The organism is Heliomicrobium modesticaldum Ice1 (assembly GCF_000019165.1).
In the GTDB taxonomy this organism is placed as follows: domain Bacteria; phylum Bacillota; class Desulfitobacteriia; order Heliobacteriales; family Heliobacteriaceae; genus Heliomicrobium; species Heliomicrobium modesticaldum.
Window position 1 is genome coordinate 2572679 of sequence record NC_010337.2, and the last position, 23043, is coordinate 2595721.

Here is a 23043-nt window from a genome sequence, read left to right on the forward strand (position 1 = left end):
AGAAGGGAGGCGTTGAACATGTTGCTCGAACTGGTAATCGCGATGATTGTAACTTCGGTCCTCTTCGCCAACCTTAAGCCGGCGCCTCGCTAGCTTAGCGAGCCAGGGAAGATGGTAAAAACATGACAAAAAGCTGGCCAAGCGCCTTTAGGAGGGATGTTTCATTTTGCCGGCGCCTCATCTCTGATTGCCGCTCGGACTTCGGTCTGAAGCGGCATTTGCTTTTGCAGCAGACACCCTTGCCTTAGGCTAACGCCTACTGCCACCTTCGGCGTTCGGGTCTTCCACCTTACAGACAAAGCCCATGCCAGGCGCACATCGAGTAGGAGGGGGTGATTAACCCCCGTCCTCTCACACCACCGTACGTACCGTTCGGTATACGGCGGTTCATGCTGGTTGACGATGAGATTGGTATGTTTCGACTAAACTGACTAAGCCCTGTTCCCGCCAGTAGGCGAGGCCAAGGGCTTTATTCATTTGCGGGGTCAAGGACAGACGCCAATATCCTTTTCGTGAGCCGCTGATGTTGCATGCCCATTCCTCCGGGATCCCCAACGCCACTAAGTTTCGTCTTCGTGTCTTCGGGCGCTTCCATTGCTTGAGCAGGCACATCCGCAGTCGTCGGCGAAGCCACTCATCCAACTCTTTAAGTACGCTTGGCGTGTCAATGAGTCGAAAGTAGCCCATCCAGCCTTTCAGGTATTGGTTGAGGGTGACCAGTCGGTCCTCCATCGCAATGCTTCGGTTCCGCCCAGTGAACTGGCGGATCTTCTCTTTCACCCGTTTCACCGTTTGGGGGGCGAGCCGAATCTTTGCTGCCTTATGCCACGTAAATGAAAACCCCAGAAACTTTCGGTTCCAGGGTCGGTCGACTGCGCTTTTCTCCCAGTTGACCTGCAGTTTTAACCGCCCCTCCAGAAACTTTGCCATACCCTCCATCACTCGTTGCCCTGCCCGTCGACTGCGGACGTAGACGTTACAGTCGTCGGCGTACCGGCAGAAGCGATGTCCCCGGCTTTCCAGTGCCTTATCCAAATCATCCAGGATGATGTTCGCCAGCAAAGGGCTGAGTGGACCTCCCTGGGGTGTTCCTTCCTCGCTCTTCACACGAATCCCGTTGAGCATGACCCCGGCCTTGAGGTATTCTCGGATCAACTTCAAGATTCGTTTGTCCTTCACCAGAATGTCGTGATTGACGCGATCAAAGAACTGGGCCAGGTCCATGTCAACCACCCATCGGTAGCCGTCGGCGATGTATTCCTTCGCTTTCTTCACCGCTTGGTGCGCACTCTTTCCCGGACGAAATCCGTAGCTGTTCGTGGAAAAGTCAGGGTCGAAGATCGGCATCAGGATCTGGTTCAGGGCCTGTTGGATCAGTCGATCGACGACAGTGGGAATGCCCAGCTTCCGTGTTCCGCCTTGGGGTTTGGGAATTTCAACCCGCCGGACCGGTTGCGGTCGATAGGTCCCCTCCAACAATTCCTGTTTAATGCGCGACCATTCCTCTTTTAGGTACGGGCGCAGGGATTCTAGCCCCATACCGTCGATTCCGGCCGCGCCTTTGTTGGCCATGACTCGCTTATACGCTTCCGTCATGTTCCCTCGTTCGACGACTTTCTCCATCAGGTCATACGTCTCTTCGCGGGGTTGCTTCGCTTCTTGTGCCGGTAACGCGCTCGGCACTCCACCGGTCCCCTGCGGATTCACCGCTTCCTCCCGTTGGCAGTTCCCTTTCGGGATATTCGGCTGTCTCTGCGCGTCACGCGAACGCATCGTCGCTTCCCCTTCCATCATGTTCGGTCCTTCATCTGGCCGGACGTCGGGCCAGCCTACTATGACCTCTGCTGACTCCTGCCGGTTCAGCCACGCCTTTCGGCGTGGTTTCCCAAGTTACTTGGTCCCCCGGCAGGCCTCCCCGGGTAAGAACGTTGCCTTTCCCTCCATCTACCCGCCCCATTTACTCTCGGCAGCCTTCGGTGACAAGGACTTCGCTTTGTTCGGCAAGCTCATCCAACTGCCGCTAGCCTCACCTGGGGTTCGTGGTCCTCGGGCCGGAGGTTTGCCGCTGGCTTCCTTCAGATTCCGCCTCGCGGCGGACACCCTTGCCTTAAGCTAACGCCTACTGCCACCTTCGGCGTTCGGGACTTCCACCCTAGAGACAACGCCCATGCCGGGCGCACCGAAAAAAGCCGCAGCGCAAAGTGTGCTGCGGCTTGATACAGGATATATCAAAGGGGTATCAGATTTGCCTAACCGACGAGGACTTTACCGGGGTTCATGATGCCGTTGGGGTCCAGTGCCTTCTTAATGGTCACCAGCACCTTGCGCTGGGCATCGGTCATGTGCTTGTCCATGGCCTGGGCGCGCTTGGCGCCAATGCCGTGTTCACCGGATAGGTTGCCGCCGAGGGCATAGACTTCTTCGTACAGTTCGTCAAGGACGGCGTTCTTCAGCTCATGCCAGGCGTGATCGTCGCGGTCTTCCCGCAAGATGGTGCAGTGGATGTTGCCGTCACCGGCATGGCCGGCGCTGGGGATCTTACAGTCGTACTTGGCGGCGATGCGCTCAATGGCTTCAATGGCTTTGGGGATGTTGGAGACGGGGACCACGATGTCTTCCATGCAATAGACGGGGCTGATCATCCGAATGGCTTCGGCGTAGCACTTCCGGGACTTCCAGATCCGCTCCTGAGTGGACATGTTGTCAGCCACAAAGACTTCCAGGGCGCCGTTTTCCAAAGCCAGCTTGCCGATGGTCTCATAATCGTCCTGAACCTGCGTTTCCGAAGTGCCGTCCACTTCGCAGATGATATAGGCGCCGGCGTCGCCGTAAGGCAGTTTTTTGTTCAGATACATCTCCGCCGATTTGATGGAGAGGCTGTCCATGAACTCGAGGCAGGTGGGAATGATGCCGGCAGTCATGATCTTGGGAACGACCTTGATGGCGGTCTGCATATCGGCGAAGGGGATGAGCAGGTCGGCCACATACTTGGGCAGGGGCATCAGTTTCAGCCAGACCTTGGTGACGATCCCCAGGGTGCCTTCGGAGCCGACCATCAGGTGAACGATATCGTAGCCGGTAACGTCTTTGACGTTTTTACCGCCAAAGGTGACGATCTCACCGTCAGGCATGACGATTTCCAGGCCATAGATGTGGCGGGAGGTGACACCGTACTTGACGGCCTTGTTGCCGCCGGCGTTGGTGGCCACGTTGCCGCCGATGAAGGAGGAGTCAGCCGAACAGGGGTCGCCGGCGTAGAGCAGGCCATGTTCTTTGGCCGTCTTCTGGACGTCGCCGGTGGTGACGCCAGGTTCGCAGATCATGAACAGGTTTTCCGTATCTACGTCCAAGATCTGGTTCATCTTCTCCAGGGAGAGAACGATGCCGCCTTGCAGGGGAACAGCACCCGCAGCCAGACCGGAGCCGGCGCCCCGCGGCGTGATGGGGATCCGTTCACGGTTGGCCAGCTTGACCACTTCGGAAACCTGCTGGGCATTTTCCGGTTTAACGACGACTTCGGGCATCTTTTCCCAAAGCTTGTCGGAGACTTCGTCCTTGGAGTACATCTCCATTTTTTCTTCGTCGATGAGAACATTGGCGTCACCCAAGAGGGCGCGCAGCTCTGCGACGACGCCATCGGTCACTTTATTGAATTGCATTCCTCTACACCCCCTGCTTACGCGTTGGCCTTCAAGTTTTTAAAGGCTTCGATCATCATGGGAACGACTTCGAAGACATCGCCGACGATGCCGAAGTCGGCCACTTTGAAGATCTGAGCATCCGGATCCTTGTTGACGGCCACGACGACTTCGGACGTCTGCATGCCAGCCAGGTGCTGGATCTTGCCGGAGAGGCCGAAGGCGAAGTAGAGCTTCGGCGCAACGGTCTTGCCGGAAAGGCCGATCTGGTGCGGGTAGGTGGTCCAGCCCAGTTCAACGGCGTCACGGGTGGCGCCGACACCGGCGCCGAGGATGCGGGCCAGTTCTTCGACCATCTTAAAGCCGTCGGCGTTCTTCATGCCTTTGCCGCCAGCGACAATGATATCAGCTTCTTCGATGCTGACTTCCTGGGTGGTGTCTTTGATATATTCGAGGAATTTTTCGGGGGTGAAGAAGGTCGCCCCTTCGTATTTTTTGACGATGACTTCGCCGGTGCGGTTGGCGTCGAAAGCGGCCGGTTTGGCCGACTTGGGACGGACGGTAGCCATCTGGGGGCGATGGTCCGGCGTCTTGATGGTAGCCATGATGTTGCCGCCGATGGCGGGACGGGTTTGCAGGAGGAGTCGTGTATCAGCGTCGACGGTCAGTTCGGTGCAGTCAGCCGTCAGACCCGTGTCCAGCATGGCCGCCACAAGAGGCATGACGGTCCGGCCGGTGGTGGTGGCGGCGGCGACGATGACTTCCGGCTTCAGCTCTTCACAGAGCTTGGTGATGGCTTTGCTGTAGGGGCGAGGCAGAAAGTTTTTCAAAGCGGCGTCTTTGATGAAGAAGACCTTGTCAGCGCCGCGCTTGACGACCTCTTCCAGACCATCGATCTCATCGCCGAGGAGGACGCAGGAGAGTTCGCAGCCCAGGTCGTCGGCCAGCTTGCGACCGCGGGTCAGCAGTTCGTAGGTGACTGTCAGGATCTTGCCGTCTTTCTGTTCGCCGAAGACGAGGACCCCTTTATATTGCGAGAGCTTTTGCTCTTTTTCCACGTTTGCGTTGACGTACGTCGACATCGTTATCCCTCCCCTTAAATGGCTTCCTTGCCGGCGAGAAACTTCATCATCTCTTCAACCGGCCCGGTGGTGCCGTCAGCTTTTTTCATGATCGTGTCGCGAGACAGCTTGGGACTGAACACCTTCACGACCCGGGTCGGTGAACCCTTGAGACCCAGTTCAGCGGGATCGAGGCCCAGTTCAGCAGGGCCATAAACGGGAACAGCCCTTTCTTTGGCTTTCAGCTTGCCTTTGAGGGTCGGGAAACCGGGTTCGTTGATGTCTTTGTTGACGGTGACCATAACAGGGAAGGGTATTTCAACGCGCTCAAAGCCGCCTTCGACGGTACGCTTGACGATGACGCCGCCTTCTTTGACTTCCACAGCGGAGACATAGGTTGCCACGGGGATGCCCAGGTAGTAGGCGATCATGGCGCCCGTCTGACCGGTTTCGCCGTCGGTGGCGCGTTCGCCGCAAAGGATCAGATCCACATCGCCCAGCTTACGGATGGCAGCGGCGATGGCTTTGGCGGTGGCAATGGTGTCCGATCCGGCAAAAGCGCGGCCAGAGATGAGCACGCCGCCGTCGGCGCCCATGGCGATGGCTTCTTTGATGGCTTTCATGGCCGATTCAGGACCCATGCTGACTGCGGTAACTTTCACATTCTCGTGTGAATTTTTGATGGCGATGGCCTCAGCCAAGGCGTTTTCGTCGAGCGGGTTGATAATGGTGTCTTTCCCGCTGCGAATCATGACGCCGGTGACGGGATCCATCTTCACGTTGTCTGTGCCGGGAACCTGTTTAACAAGCACGACAATGTTCACCGTTTTGCACCCCCTGCAATATTTGAAACCTGATGTTTGGTTCATGTGGACGTAAACCACAGTTCATCTCAAGCAGTTGAGGGCCGGGTGGCTCAGTGGTCAGACCGCATATTGGTGCAAAAAAAGAGTGCATGGCCCTGTCATGCCGCTTGTGAACGAGGGGCTTACCACAACACACATGAAATGTATTTTGTATGTACTCATTATAAAGCAAAAAAGTCAGACGTCTAATATTTTGTGAATTAAAAATATTCGGAAATATTATTTTTTTGTTGTGGAACTTTTTTGGTGACTCAATACCGCCCTTTTGGGTTCAACCCCTTTCCGTGAACCAGTTTATCTGAGCTAGATATCAGACCATGTTGGATTGAATGAAAGAAAAAGGACGATAAAGAGTTATGTTTACCCTCTAACCGTCCTTATCCTTATTGGCCCCTAAAACTTTCATGACTCTCAGGTCACAGGCGATGACGAAAAAGAGCTTTTACAAAAAGTTCATCGAATTTTCATGTATCATTGGAAGTACGCCACCCCAGAAGCGAAGATCCGCTGATCTTTCTCTCCCGGCACATTCACCGCCACAAAACGTCCGATCCGCTCAGAGTGGCCCATCTTGCCAAGGATGCGCCCGTCGGGGCTCGTAATGCCTTCGACGGCGGCGACGGAACCGTTCGGGTTGTAACGGATGTCCTCGCTGATGTTGCCATCAAGGTCGACATACTGGGTTGCGATCTGTCCGTTGGCGAGGAGGCGCTCAACCATCTCCGGCGATGCGAAGAAGCGGCCTTCCCCGTGGGAGAGGGCAACAGAATGGACCTCCCCTGCCTTCACAGAGGAAAACCAGGGCGACAGGGTCGATACGACCTTCGTCCGAGCCATGCAGGAGATGTGGCGACCGATCCGGTTGTATGTCAGGGTCGGACTATCCTCGGTGATGTCCACGATCTCGCCGTAAGGGACGAGGCCGAGCTTGATCAGTGCCTGGAAGCCGTTGCAGATGCCGAGCATGAGGCCGTCTCTCCTCTTCAGCAGGTTTGCGACGGCTTCTTTCACCCGGGGGTTGCGGAACATGGCGGCGATAAACTTACCCGATCCTTCCGGCTCGTCGCCGGCGCTGAACCCGCCGGGGAGGGCGACGATCTGGGCGTTGTTAATTCCCTTCACCATCTCGGTGATGCTTTCCTCCACATCCCTGGGCGTCAGGTTGCGGACGATGAGGAGATCGGCGACGGCACCGGCCTTTTCAAAAGCGCGAGCCGTGTCATACTCGCAGTTGGTCCCTGGGAAAACAGGGATGAAGACACGGGGACGGGCGATCTTCACGGCTGGGCGATCGCTGTTCCGATTGGTGAACAGGCGGTTGGCGTTGACTACTCTGTCACTGTGTCTGTTCTTAAGCGATACCATCAGATCATCGCTCGTCTTCACCCGTGTCGGGAAGATCTTCTCCAGCGGTTTTTCCCAAGCGCTCTGGGCCTCGGTCAAAGCGATTTCTACGCCGTTGACACGCAGGATCGGCGCTTCCTGGGTGTAGCCCAAGAGCACATAGGGAACATCGCCGAAGGAGACGGCCAAGTCGGCGGCGCTGTCGATCTCCAAGACGAGGGAGCCATAATCGGTACGGAATAGGTCGGCAGGCGCGAAGCCGTCACCCATGATCAGGCCGATCCGGTTGCCGAAAGCCATCTTGCTGACGGCGGCGGCAACACCGCCGAAGCCGACCGCATAGGCGGCGAGCACCTTTCCTTCCCCGACCAGTTCGGCCACCTTCCGGTAGTTGCGGTCGAGGCTGGCGAAGTCGGGCAGTTCGTTCTCATCACGGCGCAGGGGCAAGAGGACGACAGGATGGCCGGTGCCTTTGAACTCGGAGGAGATGGCCTGGCTGGCGTCCATCACGTTAACAGCAAAGGAAACAAGGGTGGGCGGCACATGGAGGTCCATGAAGGTGCCGGACATGCTGTCTTTGCCGCCGATGGCGGCGATACCGAGCCGCTTCTGGGCCACAAAGGCGCCGAGGAGGGCGCTGAAGGGCTTCCCCCAGCGAACGGGGTCTTTGCCCAGTTTTTCGAAATACTCCTGCAGGGTGAGTCGGATGCGGCGGTAATCGCCGCCCAGGGCGACGGCCTTGGCGACCGACTCGATGACCGCATAGAGGGCACCGTGGAAAGGGCTCCATTTGGCCAGTTGGGGGTTGTAGCCGAAGGTCATCGCTGTAGCGGTGGTCGTCTCGCCGCCGAGGACGGGGAGCTTGGCCACCATGCCCTGAGCCGGTGATGCCTGATGGACACCGCCGAAGGGCATCAGCACCGTGTTGGCGCCGATGGTGCTGTCGAAGCGGTCGACGAGACCCTTCTGGCTGCACACGTTCAGGTCGCTCAGGTTGGCGAGCCAGGCGGCGCGCAGGTCGGGCAGTTGGCCCTCGACCGCCGCAGGCAGGGTTTTAAAGTAATTCTTTTCAGCTTCCGGCCCTTTGACGGTCACTGTCGTCCGTTGTTTGACGCCGTTGGTGTTCAGGAACTGGCGGCTTAAGTTGACGATGGTCGCACCGCGCCAGTTCATCTTCAACCGCTTTTCCGCTGTCACAGAAGCGACAGGGGTCACTTCCAGGTTTTCCTCATGGGCCAACCGAATGAAGGCGTCTACATCTTCCGGGGCAACGACGACGGCCATCCGCTCCTGCGATTCGGCGATGGCCAGTTCTGTCCCGTCGAGGCCCTCATATTTTTTGGGAATAGCATCCAAGTTGACAATGAGGCCATCGGTCAGTTCGCCGATGGCGACAGAGACACCGCCGGCGCCGAAGTCATTGCACTTTTTGATCCGCCGGCTGACATCGGGATGGCGGAAGAGACGCTGGATCTTCCGTTCGGTGACAGGGTTGCCCTTTTGGACCTCGGCACCGCAGGTGAAGAGCGATTCGGCTGTGTGCTCCTTCGATGAGCCGGTAGCGCCACCGCAGCCGTCGCGGCCAGTCCGTCCGCCGACGAGGAGGATCACATCGCCCGGCGCAGGAGCTTTGCGGACAACGTTTTGCCGCGGAACCGCGCCGATGACCGCACCAATCTCCATCCGCTTGGCGACGAAGCCCTCATCATAAATCTCTGCCACCTGCCCTGTCGCAAGGCCGATTTGGTTGCCATAAGAGCTGTAGCCAGCGGCGGCGCCAATGGTGATCTTGCGCTGAGGCAGCTTGCCGGGCAGGGTGTTCTCCACAGGGGTGCGGGGGTCGCCGCTGCCGGTGACACGCATGGCCTGGTAAACATAGGATCGCCCGGACAGGGGATCGCGAATCGCCCCGCCGAGACAGGTGGCGGCGCCGCCGAAGGGTTCGATTTCGGTCGGGTGGTTATGGGTCTCGTTTTTGAACATGACGAGCCAATCTTCTTTTTTGCCGTCTACATCAGCCTGCACGACAATGCTGCAAGCGTTGATCTCATCCGACTCGTCGAGGTCATCGAGGTGGCCCTGTTTTTTCATTTCCTTCATGGCAATGACAGCCATATCCATCAGGCAGACATCGCGCTCTTTGTCGCCGTAGACGAGGTTGCGCGATTGCAGATATTCCTCATAAGCCGCCCGGATCGGACCGGTGAAGGCACCCTCTTCAATCTGGACGTCCTCGATCTTCGTAAAGAAGGTGGTATGGCGGCAGTGGTCAGACCAGTAGGTGTCGATGACCCGAATCTCGGTGATCGTCGGATCACGCTGTTCCTCATCACGGAAATAGGCCTGGCAGAAGCGAACGTCCTCGAAGCTCATGGCCAGGCTCAACTGCCTCATGAGCGACCGCAGTTCCTCATCATTGGCAGCGATAAAGCCGTCAAGGGTCTTCACATCTTCCGGCGGCTGGAGCTGCATATCCAGGGAAGCCGGTTTTTCCAGGCTGGCCTCGCGCGATTCGACGGGGTTGATGCAATAAGCCTTGATCCGGTTGAACTCATCGTCGCTGATCTGGCCTTCGAGGACGATCACCTTGGCTGACTGAACGACGGGACGCTCTTTCTGGGTCACGATCTGAATGCACTGAGCCGCCCAATCAGCCCGTTGGTCATACTGGCCGGGCAGGTATTCCATGGCAAAGAGGCGATGAGCCGGGTCGGTCTCCAGCCGTTCGTCGTACACAAGGTCCACGTTGGGTTCCGAGAAGATCGTGCCGCGGACCCGGGCGTACTCCTCGTCGGAGATGCCGGCCACATCGTAACGGTTGACGATCCTCAAGCTTTCCAATCCGGAGATGCCCAAGTTATCTCGCAGGTCATCGCGCAGGTGCTGGGCTTCCACATTGAAACCCTCGCGTTTTTCCACAAAGATCCGGCGTATCGCCTTATCCATAATAAAAACAATACCCCCCGTGACTGATTCAATAGTTATCCGTAAGTCTCACAATCGACAATCATCATTATAACACGGCCAATAGGGAATTGGCGAAACCTGTCTAATCTTGTGGCGTCGGCCCCTGCGCGGGCTGATTTTTTCTTGTCCACTGTCGTTTTTTTGGAGGACTTGTCGGGAGAGAAAGAGAACTCCTTCCCCATTACACGGAATCGCCGGCAGGTCGATGTTTCAGCGCTTGTGCCCTTAGCGCAACTTGCTGGATCACGGATTGCATGTCACAGGGGGTCGCTGGCGGATTCCTCAAAGGGAAGTATGCTATGAAAGACAAAAATCTTACCATCGTTGCCGTTCTTGTCCTCATCGGAGGCATCGCCGCCGGCTTATTCACGCTCGAACAAACCAGAGCCAGCGCCCCAACCTCTCCCCCGTCGCCTGTAAAGACTCCGGCAACAGCAACAGCGGGCACAAAGGACGCTAAAACGTCCCCCGCTTTGTCTGAAACGGACAAGACGAACGGGGAAAAGAAATCGGATACGTTGCCGCAGGCTTTTCTGCAATCTTCTCCGGAGAAAATCGACACTTTGCCCAAGGCCAGCGGATCGTCCACCAAAGGCATGACAGGTCCCCAGGACTGGTGGATCCCCCGCCACGAGACGGGCGTCGCCCCCCAGTGGCCCCGCTCGATGATCGGTGCCATCGAAGCGTATAACCCGGTATACCGGATCCCGTCGGAAGAGAAAACACTCTATCTGACTTTTGATGAAGGATATGAGAATGGGTTCACGCCAAGGATTTTAGCGACTTTGTCCCAGGCAAAGGTCCCGGCTACCTTTTTTGTCACCGGCCAGTTTATCGATACCCATCCGGAACTGGTTCGCGACATGGGTCTGCGCGGATTCGGCGTCGGCAACCACACCCAGACCCATCCGGACATGACCAAGCTGAGCGCTGAGCGGCAAAAAGCGGAACTGATGAAGGTCAGTGAAGCCATCAAGAACCTCACAGGACGGCAGCCAAACTACTACCGTCCACCCATGGGCCGCTTTGACGCCGCCTCTGTGGCCATCGCCCATGAACTGGGTTTGACGACAACCTTCTGGAGTATTGCCTACCGGGACTGGGAGGTGGATAAGCAGATCGGTCCGGACAAGGCACTGCTCCAAGTGATGAAGCAGATCCATCCGGGAGCGGTCATTCTGCTCCATGCCGTCTCCCAGGACAACACCGAGATGCTCCCTCGCTTCATTGAAGAGTGCCGCGCCCAAGGGTATATATTCAAAGCGCTGCCGGGTGAGCCGTCACCAAGGTAAGGTAGCGGTTACATGGTGCTGCAGAGATAAGGCAGCCTTTCTGCGACAAAAGGGATCCCTTACCCTTCCTGTTTCGCTGACGCCAACGACTTGCAGTTCAACACCCAGTAGATCGGCAACCCGATAACGGTGATGATCAGGGCCAGCAGGGTGTCTGTCGGGTTGTCAAAAATGGTGCTGATGACGATAAAACCGGAACCGACGATCGCGACGAGCGGGATGATGGGATAGCCAGGCACGCTGTAGGTCCGCAGTGCGGCGCTGTTCTTCTTCCGCAGGATGAAGATGGCTACGAAGGCGAGGATATAAAAGACATAGATGGCAAAAATGGCGATGTCGGACAGGCGATCCGGGTCGGCGACAAACATCATCAGGAGGGCGAGAACCACCTGGAAGACGGTGGCGAAGATGGGCGTTCCGAGGTCCGGTTGTACCTGAGACAGCAGGCGAGAGAAAGGCAGTTGGCCCCGCTCGGCCATCGCCAGCGGCACCCGGGGAAAAGTGAGGATTTTGCCGTTGAGGCAGCCGAAGATGGAGACCATGATGCCGATGCTGATCAGTTTGCCCCCGATGCCGCCAAAGAGGATTGTGGCCGTCGTGCCGGCGGCGTTTTCGCCCAGTTTGGCGATTTCAGAGGCGGGCAGGACGTGCAGCATGGCGATGTTGACAGAGATGTAGGCGACGGTGACGACGGAAAGACCGATGATGATGGCGCGCGGGAGGATTTTGGCCGGGTTTTTCATCTCGCCGGCGACAAAGCCGACGAGCAACCAGCCGTCATAAGCCCAAAGGGTCGCCAGGATGGCGGCGGCCATGCCGGTTTTTTCGGTGACACCGCTGGCCATGTTGAGAATCTGACCGTCACCCTGCCAAATGCCAAAGATGGCGATCAGGGCGATAGGGATCAGTTTGCCCGCAGTGGCCAGGGTTTGCACAAAACCTCCGTATTTAGTGCCGATGCTGTTGACGACAGCCAAAAAGACGATGGTGCCAATGCCGATATAGAGCTTCGTTTCCGGCCCCCACCCGAAGAAGTGGGCCACAAGGGATCCAAAGTACAGACCTAAAGCGGCGATGACGGCAGGACCGTAGATCAGGGTTTGCACCCATCCGCAGAGATAGCCCCACAGCTTGCCGTAGACCTCTTCTAAATAGACGTAAAGGCCGCCTGTTTTCGGGATCTGAGTCGCCAACTCGACAATGGTAAGGCCGCTGGCGATGGTGATGAGCCCGCCGAGGATCCATGCCCAAAGCGCCATGGTCGAGTCGCCTGAAGCGGAAATGACCTTCCCTGGTTTCATGAAGATACCTGAGCCGATGACTGAACCGATGACAATGGACATGGCGACGATCGTTCCAATGTCTTTCTTCAGCATCGATTCCGAGTTGTGTTGCATCCTGTGATGCTCCTTTCGTGGATTGACCACTGAGTTTTCGGGGGTTTGTTTGTGCCTCGCGGACACTTGTACATTATACAAGGAACCTTTGCAATCGTCAGCAATAATTTTATTCCTCTTCGAGAATTCCGTGTAAAACTTCAAAAAATCAGTATTTTCTTTGATTCAACCCTTCGCCGCCTTAGGCGTGCTGATCTTCCCGGGAATCCTTACCTCGACCGGAACTGACCAACTCCCTGTTGCTTCGACTGGCTGGATCGCTGCAGTTTTGCCGGCGTTATTCGAGGTGAACTTAATCCTCGTCGTTGCTGGCGGGATCGCCGGCGCTTTCCTGTGGGGACAACTGATGCCATAGGAAGCAATTGCTACCGAAGGTAAAGCACCTGATGCCAAAGAAAAAATAGAGATAAAAGCAAAACAGGCCCGCTTCCTTGATGGAAGGGCCTGTCTCGCTTTTGTTGATCTAGCCATGAGCGAGTTGTACGCAATGCCTGTACTTTCCCCAGATATCCCCTTTACTTCTCTTCGATGCTGATCGTTTCGATGAGCACTTCTTCCATCGGCTTGCTCCGTTCGCCGCCAGCGCCCCATTCTACAGGTGTGTCGGAGATCTTCAGCACCACGTCCATCCCTTCGGTGACTTGGCCGATCAATGGAAAAGGGCAATCGCTGTCACAGTACTGCCCTTGCCTACATAATAAAGAACGTTGAGAATCGCGCCCATCGAAATCGGTCGGCTCTTTTCGAGCCTGCGGCAAGGGAGCGTTGTCTATGTTTGATCTTGAACAACTCCAGGGCCTCCTGCTCCAACCCTTTTCGTTCCTATATCACCGTTATGACGTCCATGTGATGGTGTACCTACGGGGGCATCCAGAATACGAATCCCTGGAGGCCATGATCCTGCTCCGTGAAGGTTCTGATCCGCTGATCTGGGCAATTATCACGCTCCACGATCAATCCCAGGTCGATCATGTCAATGACGAGCGGGTGGTCCAACAATTGAAACGAGAAGGACTGAAACGGGAGATCTATTTCCGGACCATCGGTTGCCGCCGGACCGTAGAAGAAGAGATCGCCCGCGTTCAGCTCTCCTTCCATTCTTACCGAGGGGAACCGGTCCGCCTCGATTTCGTCGCCGCCAGCAAGACCTCCTCTTTTTGGGGCGGACCCGTCGACCCAGGGGAACATGCCCGGCGGAATTCCCTGCCAGTCATGTTCCGCCAGCGAAGCACCTTGGCCGGCAAGCGGAGCCGGTTGCTCATCACCGGCAAAGAGTACGCCATCCCCTGCCGCATCTGGATTCCCTTTTTCTTCACCGGACTCAAGGGGTATTACTCGGAGGTCTTCGATCTAGCGGTCCTCCGCTCCGGCGATTGGAAGATCCGGTTGGTCGAGAAGCCAAAAAAAGGGGTGACAGGCGAGCGGTGGCGTTTCGTGAGCAACAGCAGCGAGATCGACTACGTAATCACGGCCGTCAGTGAGGAACAGCTGGTTGTCCAGTCGGCAGAAAATCATTTGATCCTGTCCCGGCGCAATGACTGCCCCGCTTTACGCGCCTTCGGTTCCGCCTCCCATACGGTCGCTTCGGGAACAGGAAACTTTGCCGTTCAGTTTGATCCGCCGTTGCCCCTCCCCTCCCTTGACGCCGATCAGTCAGAAAAAACAAAGGCGGGCATCGAAGCAGCGCCCGCCGGTGAGAGCCAGGAAGGACGGTTTACTTTGTCTATCGACGACAATGAACTCGTCGCCGGAAAAACCATGGTTCGGGAACATGCCGAAGGGGTCGAGATTCGCCTGTTACCGGATCACCCCCGCTGGGCGAAGCGGCGGTCGCTGACAATAACAGTGGAGAAACAAGGCGACGCCTTTTCCATTTGCACCAGCGTTGACCATGGCTAATCGCATGACCGAAGAGCGACTATGTATCTGACTGCCTTGACGAGTGTTTGAGTGTTGCCATTTCGCTCAACTGCTTACGGAGAATCTCTGTGTGTTCGAGCATCGTCTCGGCCAATAGCCGAATTTTTTGTCGAGTCGCAGCCTGCTCGATCATGCGCTGGTTCATGGCTTCCTCTTTCGTCGGGTCCGGAGATCTCAAACAGCCAATCTGGTCGATGCTGTCGACCATGTTTCGACTGGCCTTAGCGATCTGTTCGACTGCTGCTGTGACATCATGGATCTGGGTGGCCGTATTGTTGACCAGATCGGCGATGGTCTCAAAGCCGGCGCCGGCGTCACGGGCCAGCTGGGTGCCCGCTTCTACCTCTTTTCCTCCCGTCTCCATGGATGTGACAGCTTTTGCCGTCTCTCTCTGAATCTCGGCGATGAGGACGCCGATCTCCCGCGCCGCTTTGGCTGAACTCTCCGCCAGTTTCCGCACCTCTTCGGCGACGACAGCGAAGCCTCTTCCCTGTTCGCCGGCCCGGGCCGCTTCAATGGCCGCATTCAAGGCCAGCAGGTTCGTCTGATCGGCGATGCTGGTGATCACATTGGCGATTTGGCTGACTTGTCCTGACTTGCTGCCCAGTTGTTGGATGATGGCGGCTGTATGGAGGGAGGCGTTGCTAACAGATTCCATCTGGTTGACGACGGCCATGATCGAGTTCCACCCCGCCTCAGCCGATGAATAGGCGTCAGCCGCAGACTGGCTGGCAGATGCTGAACTCTCGGCGAGGGCTTCCATTGCCTGGGCGATTTCGATCGATTCGCCCCGCAAGCGTTCCGCCAACCGGACCTGTGCTTCCTCAACGGGCGCCTGCCCGTCCTGCGCCGCTGTCTGGGCTGTCTCAAGGGAAAGGTCATCGAGATAAGCGTCGAGGTGGAATCGCAATTCACCGGCTCCTGTTGCTATGGTTTCTGCCAAGCGATGCACATCGGCTAGGGCCGCGGCCTGCCTTTCGATAAAGCCCTTGATTTGTCTTTCCGGCGAAGGGTCTGCGTCGCCGCCTAAGCAGGCCTCCGACACCAGGGCGCGCAGTTTATCCATCTGTGCGACCAATTGGGCAGCCGATAACCCCAGCATCACCGCGGCAACGGCAGTGAAGACACCAAAGAAAACACTAAAAAGAGCCGCCCTTGCCGGATCTGAGAAGAAAACGCTCGCGCACGCACCTGCCGCCCCAAGAACGGCGGCGGCAGTGAGCAGCAAGAGCTTGCTTTTTTCGTTGAACCCGTTCATCTTCCGCGATACCCACCTTTCCCGTCAGCCGGGTTCACCCTTTTTCGCTCCCTCGATCAAGTGATGATGCGAGGGAGACGGAAGATGAAGGCAGTTCCTTTTCCGACTTCAGAGCAGACTTCGACACTCCCCCCGAGGCTTTCCACCTCAGCCCGGACAGCAGCCATCCCGACGCCGCGGCCCGATACGATGCTGACTTCATCTTTCGTGGAAAAGCGGTCCATGAAGATGATCTCGATGACTTCCTTGTCAGAGAGGCCATCGATGGCTTCCTCTGAGTAAATCCCTTTCTCCAGCGCCTTGGCTTTGATCACGGCAGGGTCAATCCCTTTGCCGTCGTCGGCGATGACAAGGGTAAAGCCTTCCGATTCAGCCTTCACTTCTACCCGGATCGTTCCGTATTCAGGCTTGCCGGCTTCGATGCGGCTGTCCATATCCTCGATGCCGTGGTCGACGACATTGCGGAAGACATGGATAAGGGATTTGCAGAACTTCGTATAAGCCCTCTTGTCAATAAAGATGTCGTCACCGCTGATCTCGATCGGCTTGATGCCCTTTTCTAACCGTTCTGCCAGGCTTTGCACGTATTCGCCATAAGGCGCCAGAATATCTTTAAAGTTGCTGCAACGGAGTCGCCTGATCAGGGACAACAGTTCAGCCTGTTGCTCATCCGAGAAAGCAGCGGTGACACGCTGTTCGATCTCAATGATCCGGTCAAGGCTGACCGCAAAGGTCTGGCTCTGGCAGAAGAAGTCTTCGCCCAGGATCTCGGTGATGATCTCCCGGTCGCGGGCGAGATAGTGCTCGCAGTCGACAGAATCTACGATCTCTTTGATGGCCTCAACAGTGACATTGCCGCTGTCGGTCAACAGAGAGAGACGATCTTCCAACTCATGCAGATGGGCAGCCGTGTGGGAAAGGTGCAGCTGGCTGAAGTCTCCTTTGTATGTGTGGACAGCGCGGTAGATCTCAGACAGCTTTTCTGCTGGGCTGTAGCCGCTCTCGAGGATTTCTGGAACAGTCTTCTCCATGAGCTCTTTGAAGCCGTCCATGCCGTTGATGATGTCGCTCTGGCAGGAGAGCGCTTTGAGCACCATCTTCAGATTGTTTTTTTCCTCGATCATCTTTTGTTCGAGCGCTTTTTTCTCGGTAATGTCGGTGAGGATCGCCATCACGATCTTCTGCTCCAGTTGAGGAATGACCTTATACTCACACTGGATGATCTTTTCTGCAACCTTGATTTCGCTTGGCAGCAGGGAGATGTAGACATTCCTCTCCAGGCTGTTATTGGCATTGAAGATCCCTTTCAGCACCGCATCAGTCGTTTCCCGTTCCTCTTGAGAAAGGTGGCAACCGATCAATTCAAGAAAGTTGAGCCCGCCGATTTCCCTTTCGAAGATATCGACACATTCCAAGCTGTACTCGTTGAAGATGACCAGGTCATTCCCAAAGGACAAAAAACCTTGACCCGCGTTGTCCATCAGATTTTTGATCGTTTCCTTCTGTTTTTCCAGCAGCCGAATCTGCTTTTCCCTGCGTTTGGACAGTTCTACCATGAAGCGGCGGATGCTGATTGCGCCAAGGTAGCAGCCCTTGTCCTCGACAAGGATGAAATCGTAGAGGCTGTCCTGGTCGCGGCTCATAGACAGCATGCCGATCTGCGTGATATCCGTGCTGGGATTGACGATCAGCGGCTGCTTGTTCATGACACGGTTCACGGGCCGGGTCAGGAAAACCTCCCGTCCAAACTGCCGGCCGATCCTGCGGTAAAAGCTGTTCCGCATGATCAGTCCCGCTGCGCGGCCTTGTTTAAGTACGACGACGCCTTCTATGTTCTCATCGGCCTCGAAGATTTCCAGGACACGATTCCCCAGATCGTTAAAATCGACGACGGGAACCTTCTGAATCAACTTACCGATATGCACGTCATAATGATCGCCTGTTTCTTCTGCGTCGAGGGCACCGTTTTTTTCCGGGAGGTTGATGAGTATCTCTTCCATTACCGCCATAGGACTCAACCCCTTTCATCCAATTCGACACAATGCCATTGGAAAGCTTTCAGCCCTTAGGCTTTCAATACCTCATCAACGGCGCTGAGGACCTTATTAGCGTCGAAGGGTTTCGTCACATAGCTTTTGGCGCCGCTGTTGATCGCTTCGAGAATCTTCGGCGCCTGACCCAAGGCGGAGATCATGATCACTTTGGCCCGCGGATTTTCCTGGATGATCTTTTTTAGCGCCGCGATGCCGTCCATTTTCGGCATGGTGATGTCCATGGTGACCAGTTCCGGTTTCAGTTCGCTGTATTTCTTGCAGGCTTCCTCACCGTTGACAGCTTCACCGACAATCTCGTGACCTTTTGTGGTCAATATTTTCTTCAGGTTGCCTCGGGACAGGTTAGAATCGTCACAGATTAAAATACGCGCCATGGCTTACGAACCTCCTTGTTGTCAATTTACCCGGCAATAGCGGGAATCCCTTCGGCGAAGATGAAATCAATTCGGCCGAAAGGCAAGTGAACGGGGATGCGAAAGAGAGTCTGGCCTCTCAGCAAGGCTTTTTCCTGGCACAGCGTCGGTGGCTGCAGTTCCAAATCAATGCCCTGGTTGGACAAAGAGGCCAAGAAGAGACCGCAGGTGACGTTTAAGAATTCGCCGAGCGAATCCTGCATCTCAATATCGTCGATGCCCAGACCTTCGCTGAAACGGAGGGCGAACTGTTCGATCACATCCTGTTCTCCGGCAAGTCCCATGAACAGGTCGTAGCTGCCGTTCATCGTCGTAAAGACCAACCTTTTGAAGGCAACCTGTTCAACCACTTCTCCCTGACTGAAACGGAAATTGCTTTCGACAAAACGGAAGGTATTCTTAACAAAGCTGAGGAAGGCATCGCGATAGAGCCGGTTCTCCTCGGACTGGTTGAGCTTCAAGAAGACATCGACCATGGCCTCCATATCGTCATTTTTCAACGCTTCGAATTCCTGGTCGCTGATGTTACGCTGTTCTTTAAACTCTCTCAGCAGATCGGCCATCTGGTCATAGGTGAAGAATCCTTTATCGACAAGCACCTGGCTGAGGGCGAGATAACTGCTTGACTGATTGCCCAGCAACTCTTCCAGTTGGGCGACAGTCAGAAACCCTTCCTGTACAGCCAGTTCGCCAAAACGTTTGTCTTGCTTAAGCTGCAGGCTGTGGATCTGTTCGACCTGCTCTCCTGTCATGTATCCGGCATCAATCGCCAACACGCCAAGCCGTGCCCGGACATGCTTCAAACGATTTAACACTTCACCTAATTGGTCCATCGTGAGTAAATGCCGTTCAAGAAGGTAATTGCCAAAAAACTGGGTGAACATGCTGTCAAGACCTCTCTCTCGTTGTTCGTTGCTATTTGTAGAGGTGGTTTAGGGCCGAAGGACATGACTTCCCGTTCATCATAATAATGGTGAAGTGTTATCCAGAATTTACTGGTTCGTTAAGGAAACGTAAAAGTCCGCTTAAAGAGGCCGTCTAGAAAATAAGCAAATTCCCTAGCCAGCCCTTGCAAAAGCATGATTTTTTAATACAAACAGCAAAAAACTAGAGTCTTTTTATCGGTCTCACCGGCCCTTTTTGAGGATTTTCCTCAAAAAGGGCAGATCTCCCCCTTGCACCTTATGCGGCTTTTTTGAAAGCAACACCGCGTAAGGCACTCACCTCCAACACCATGGTTGCATTCTTATCATTTCGTAGACGGTTGAGTTTTTGAAAGTTCGCCGCTAACGCGCTGAGCCGGGCGGCATAAGCCAGATTTCGTTTTCCGATACGGCGAACCCGGCGCAGTCCGTAACGGTTGACCAGTTCATTTTGCTTGGCTTCGATGCGGCTGCGAAGACGCATCTGTTCCTTATAGATTTTCGTTTGGGAGTGCTTTGCCGCCTCGAGCATGACACCATAGGCGTTGTGAATAAAAATCGTGCGCCGATGTTTCTTTTCTTTAAAACAGGTCGTGTAACGAGGGCAGTGCTTGCAATCATGGTCCTTGGCGCGAAGCACGAAGTTCTTCCCATCTGCCACTTCCGAATAGGTGGTGATGACTTTTCCTCTCGGGCAGATCAGTTGTGTTTGGTCTTCGGAAACTTGAAATCCCTCGCCCGCGAGGATATCACATTTTGTCTTTGGTGAAAGTGGCGCCACTACGTCAATGCCTTTTTCCTTGAGGGTGACACGGTCATCGCCCGCACCATAGTGGGTATCTCCAATGATCGTCGGGTTTTCTACACAATCGGTGGGAAGCTGATCCGCTAACGGCACCAGACTGGAGCCGTCATAGTCGTTGGCTTTCATGGCCTCGGCGGCGGCGATAAATCCGGAATTTCCGACTTCGACGATGGCCATCTTATACCCGCGCCATTTCGTCTTGCCCTTACAACCGAAACGGGCTTCGCTGTCTACAGCCGAAACTATCATATCTTTGACAGAACCGCCGGGGGCTATCTCAAGAGTTCCATCATCTTTCCGAATGATTCGTTCACGGAGGATACGGCAAAGCAAAAGGGCGTAATGAATGACATCGGGCTTCTTCTTCCACGAAGCCTCCGATGACTCCACGTAGGCCAGCAGTTCGTCAGCCTCGCTGACCACTTCAACAAGCCGTTCCATTTTGGCCTTATCGTCCAGGTTATGCTCTTTCACTTCCGTCACTGTTTCCAGGTAACGTACCGCCCGAGGGGCATGGGGGATTGCATGCCATGGAACACTGTATTGCTTCGCCAAAAGACGCACCAACAGGCGCATGGCTTGGCGGATCAGTTCGATGGTCGTGGGGGCACTGATGGGAGCTATGACATGGGTCGTGTCCGTTATCCAAGGTTCTTTCCCTGTCAAAACGCCCAGGTAGTACATCAACCGGATAAAGCGATCGAGATAGACCTTATCAAGTTCCTTTTGGATGAGCCGTTGCCGGTGGACGCCAAAATTGGCGTGATCAATGCCCGGTTCATCGAGGGCCATTCCTAACGCAAACTTGACCTCGATGTTCACACGTGTCTGTGCTTCCATCCCCCGGTCTGTTTCGCCCAGCATTTCCTGTAACATGCAGGCCATCGTCATCTGCCGGGCCGCATGACTGGGACGTCCGTTGTCAAGGCAATAGAGACCTGTAAAATCCTCCGGTTGTATTAATAGGGGCGCCAATTCACGAAACAGGCGAAAGACGGAATCGGCAGGCACAAGTTGGTCCCAGAGGGCTGCAAAGTCGTAAAAGCTAACTTGGGGGTCCACATCGAATCGAAACAAGGTACATCGCCTCGCTATAAACAGTCTTTGTACCTATATCCTTCGACGCGAAGAGTCGAATTCCCTTTAAATTCCACCAATTTCCATATAAAAACGTCTTGCTTTTTGCCCTCTCTTGAGGGGGTTTTTAGACAGACTCTTAAAGCTTTTGCGATAAAAGAAATGATTGACAAGGTTGGCGGCTAGTTAGGCAAAATGCTGTCATTCCATTCTTTTGATCCGTTTTTAACTGACAAATCTGCTATAATGTTCTGTAGACACAAAGATTAGGCAAAGCACTCCAAGGGCATGATCATCGTCCCCCTTTGAAGGTTTGGGGATATCCCATCCCCTTCCTTACATAGTGATTAAGAGGTATAGTGAAAAGTGAGGAGGATTTTGTTTCATGACCTTCAGCAAACTCAATCGAAGCACAGCCACCATGACCAAGGCTCGCACCCCTGACAGCGTCGTCCCCTTCTCGGGCCTCTGCGCCACCTGCCTGGACGGGTGCCCCGGTCTCTGCGAGGTAGGCAAGTCCGCCTATCGCGCCAAAGAGACGCTCTATCCCCAGCCTTTTGGCACCACCACTTCTGCTTCTGAAAAAGATTATCCCGTCGACCTGTCCCACTTTAACATCATGGGAACAGCCGTCGGCGCTAAGGGCATTGAAGCCGACTCGGACAAGGCCATCTTCCCCGCTGTCAACATTGAGACGGAAATCGGCAGTGAACATAAAATCAAGCTGAAGAATCCCATCGTCATCGCCGGCATGGGCTCAACCAACGTGGCCGCCAACAACTGGGACCACCTGGCCGCCGGCGCCGCCATCTCCGGCGTGGCCATCGTCATCGGTGAAAATATCTGCGGCATGGACCCCCATGTGGAGATCAAAGACGGCAAGGTTGTCCATTCTCCTGCACTAAAAGCCCGCGTCAAGGCTTTCCAGAACTGGTACAACGGCTACGGGTGCATTGCTGTCCAAGCCAACGTGGAAGACACCGGCCTGGGCGTTCAGGAGTACGCCCTCGAAAAGCTCGGCGTCACCGCAGTGGAGTTGAAGTGGGGCCAGGGCGCGAAAGACATTGGCGGCGAAGTGAAACTGAACACGCTGGAACGGGCCATGCAGCTGAAAAACCGCGGTTACATCGTGTTGCCAAACCCCCTCGAAGCGGATGTGCAGGCGGCCTTTAAGGCGGGTGCCTTCAAAGAGTTCGAGCGCCACTCCCGCATCGGCATGGTCACGCGCGAATCCTTCATGGCCCGCGTCGATGAGCTGCGCGCCAAAGGGGCAAAACACATCTTCCTCAAGACAGGCGCTTACCGTGCCGCCGACCTGGCCCGGGCCGTCAAGTTCGCCTCTGACGCCAAGCTCGACCTGCTCACCGTCGACGGCGCCGGCGGCGGCACCGGCATGAGCCCCTGGCGGATGATGAACGAATGGGGACTGCCCACCGTCTATATCCAGGCCCTGCTCGTCAAGTACCTCGACAAGCTGGCAGCCAAAGGCGCTTACATTCCGCCTGTCGCCATCGCCGGCGGCTTCACCCTGGAAGACCAGATGTTCAAAGGCTTCGCCCTTGGCGCTCCCTACATCAAAGCCATCGGCATGGCCCGTTCACCCCTGACGGCGGCCATGGTCGGCAAGACTATCGGCAACCAAATCAAAGAAGGCAAGCTCGCCGGCGAAGCCGCCAAGTATGGCGACACGCTGGAGAAAGTCTTCATGCTCACCTCGGACGTGAAGAAAATGACAGGCGATCGCTTCGAAGAGCTTCCTGTCGGCGCCATCGGCGTCTACAGCTACTTCGAGCGCCTGGCCCAGGGCCTCAAGCAGTTCATGTGCGGCGCCCGCAAATTCTCCCTCGAACACATCACCCGCGACGACCTCTGCGCTCTCACCCGCGAGGCGGCCGAAATCACCGGGATCAAGTACATCATGGATCATGACGCCGAAGAGGCGGAGGCCATTCTGGAAGGTTAAATAAAAGACTGTTCACGAGAAGACGGCTCAACAGAAGATTGCTTCACCAGATCATTTTCAACGTT

Annotated in this window: 15 protein-coding genes; 3 read left to right on the forward strand and 12 right to left on the reverse strand. The window is 55.6% G+C overall.

Annotated elements, in window-relative coordinates:
• Nucleotides 1-387 precede the first annotated feature (387 nt).
• From ltrA to HM1_RS11930, 5 genes are all read right to left on the reverse strand, one after another.
• Nucleotides 388-1794, reverse strand: coding sequence for a group II intron reverse transcriptase/maturase (gene ltrA / locus HM1_RS11910; protein ID WP_012283633.1), 1407 nt, complete (start codon nt 1792-1794; stop codon nt 388-390).
• Nucleotides 1795-2249: 455 nt separating this feature from the next.
• Nucleotides 2250-3659: an FAD-binding oxidoreductase gene (locus tag HM1_RS11915; protein ID WP_012283634.1), complete on the reverse strand. Its 1410-nt coding sequence runs from the start codon at nt 3657-3659 to the stop codon at nt 2250-2252.
• Nucleotides 3660-3676: 17 nt separating this feature from the next.
• The gene (locus HM1_RS11920; RefSeq protein ID WP_012283635.1) at nt 3677-4720 is read right to left on the reverse strand and encodes an electron transfer flavoprotein subunit alpha/FixB family protein; all 1044 of its coding nucleotides are present in this window, start codon (nt 4718-4720) and stop codon (nt 3677-3679) included.
• A 14-nt stretch (nt 4721-4734) separates the two neighbouring features.
• Nucleotides 4735-5523, reverse strand: a complete 789-nt coding sequence (locus tag HM1_RS11925; protein WP_012283636.1) for an electron transfer flavoprotein subunit beta/FixA family protein — start codon at nt 5521-5523, stop codon at nt 4735-4737.
• A 513-nt stretch (nt 5524-6036) separates the two neighbouring features.
• The gene (locus HM1_RS11930) at nt 6037-9855 is read right to left on the reverse strand and encodes a phosphoribosylformylglycinamidine synthase (RefSeq protein WP_012283637.1); all 3819 of its coding nucleotides are present in this window, start codon (nt 9853-9855) and stop codon (nt 6037-6039) included.
• Between the two features lie 320 nt (nt 9856-10175).
• Here HM1_RS11930 and HM1_RS14745 point away from each other — a divergent pair, with 320 nt between their 5' ends.
• Nucleotides 10176-11168 (forward strand): delta-lactam-biosynthetic de-N-acetylase, encoded by a 993-nt coding sequence (locus tag HM1_RS14745; RefSeq protein ID WP_049754162.1) that lies wholly within the window; start codon nt 10176-10178, stop codon nt 11166-11168.
• A gap of 59 nt (nt 11169-11227) precedes the next feature.
• Here HM1_RS14745 and HM1_RS11940 read toward each other — a convergent pair whose 3' ends face one another.
• Together HM1_RS11940 and HM1_RS15970 are read right to left on the reverse strand one after the other, a co-directional pair.
• Nucleotides 11228-12565, reverse strand: coding sequence for an APC family permease (locus HM1_RS11940; protein WP_012283639.1), 1338 nt, complete (start codon nt 12563-12565; stop codon nt 11228-11230).
• A 515-nt stretch (nt 12566-13080) separates the two neighbouring features.
• The gene (locus tag HM1_RS15970) at nt 13081-13218 is read right to left on the reverse strand and encodes a peptidylprolyl isomerase (RefSeq protein WP_207643770.1); all 138 of its coding nucleotides are present in this window, start codon (nt 13216-13218) and stop codon (nt 13081-13083) included.
• A 118-nt stretch (nt 13219-13336) separates the two neighbouring features.
• Here HM1_RS15970 and HM1_RS11950 point away from each other — a divergent pair, with 118 nt between their 5' ends.
• A complete protein-coding gene (locus tag HM1_RS11950) occupies nt 13337-14464 on the forward strand; it encodes a hypothetical protein (protein ID WP_012283642.1) in 1128 nt (375 codons plus the stop codon).
• A 19-nt stretch (nt 14465-14483) separates the two neighbouring features.
• Here the strand turns inward: HM1_RS11950 and HM1_RS14750 are convergent, their stop codons facing one another.
• The 5 genes from HM1_RS14750 to HM1_RS11975 form a co-directional block, all read right to left on the reverse strand.
• Nucleotides 14484-15743 carry a methyl-accepting chemotaxis protein gene (locus HM1_RS14750; protein WP_012283643.1) on the reverse strand — a complete coding sequence of 420 codons (1260 nt, stop codon included), beginning with the start codon at nt 15741-15743 and terminating at the stop codon, nt 14484-14486.
• Nucleotides 15744-15799: 56 nt separating this feature from the next.
• Nucleotides 15800-17752, reverse strand: a complete 1953-nt coding sequence (locus tag HM1_RS11960) for an ATP-binding protein (protein ID WP_041313882.1) — start codon at nt 17750-17752, stop codon at nt 15800-15802.
• A 56-nt stretch (nt 17753-17808) separates the two neighbouring features.
• On the reverse strand, nt 17809-18171 hold the full coding sequence (locus tag HM1_RS11965) for a response regulator (RefSeq protein ID WP_012283645.1): 363 nt from the start codon (nt 18169-18171) through the stop codon (nt 17809-17811).
• 26 nt (nt 18172-18197) lie between these two features.
• Entirely contained in the window at nt 18198-19043 is an 846-nt protein-coding gene (locus HM1_RS11970) for a chemotaxis protein CheX (protein ID WP_187147781.1), read from the reverse strand.
• A gap of 349 nt (nt 19044-19392) precedes the next feature.
• Nucleotides 19393-21015: an IS1182-like element ISHmo2 family transposase gene (locus HM1_RS11975; RefSeq protein ID WP_012281187.1), complete on the reverse strand. Its 1623-nt coding sequence runs from the start codon at nt 21013-21015 to the stop codon at nt 19393-19395.
• Nucleotides 21016-21400: 385 nt separating this feature from the next.
• Between HM1_RS11975 and HM1_RS11980 the strand changes: the two genes are divergently transcribed.
• Complete coding sequence (locus HM1_RS11980) at nt 21401-22978, forward strand: FMN-binding glutamate synthase family protein (protein WP_012283647.1); 1578 nt, start codon at nt 21401-21403, stop codon at nt 22976-22978.
• Nucleotides 22979-23043 lie beyond the last annotated feature (65 nt).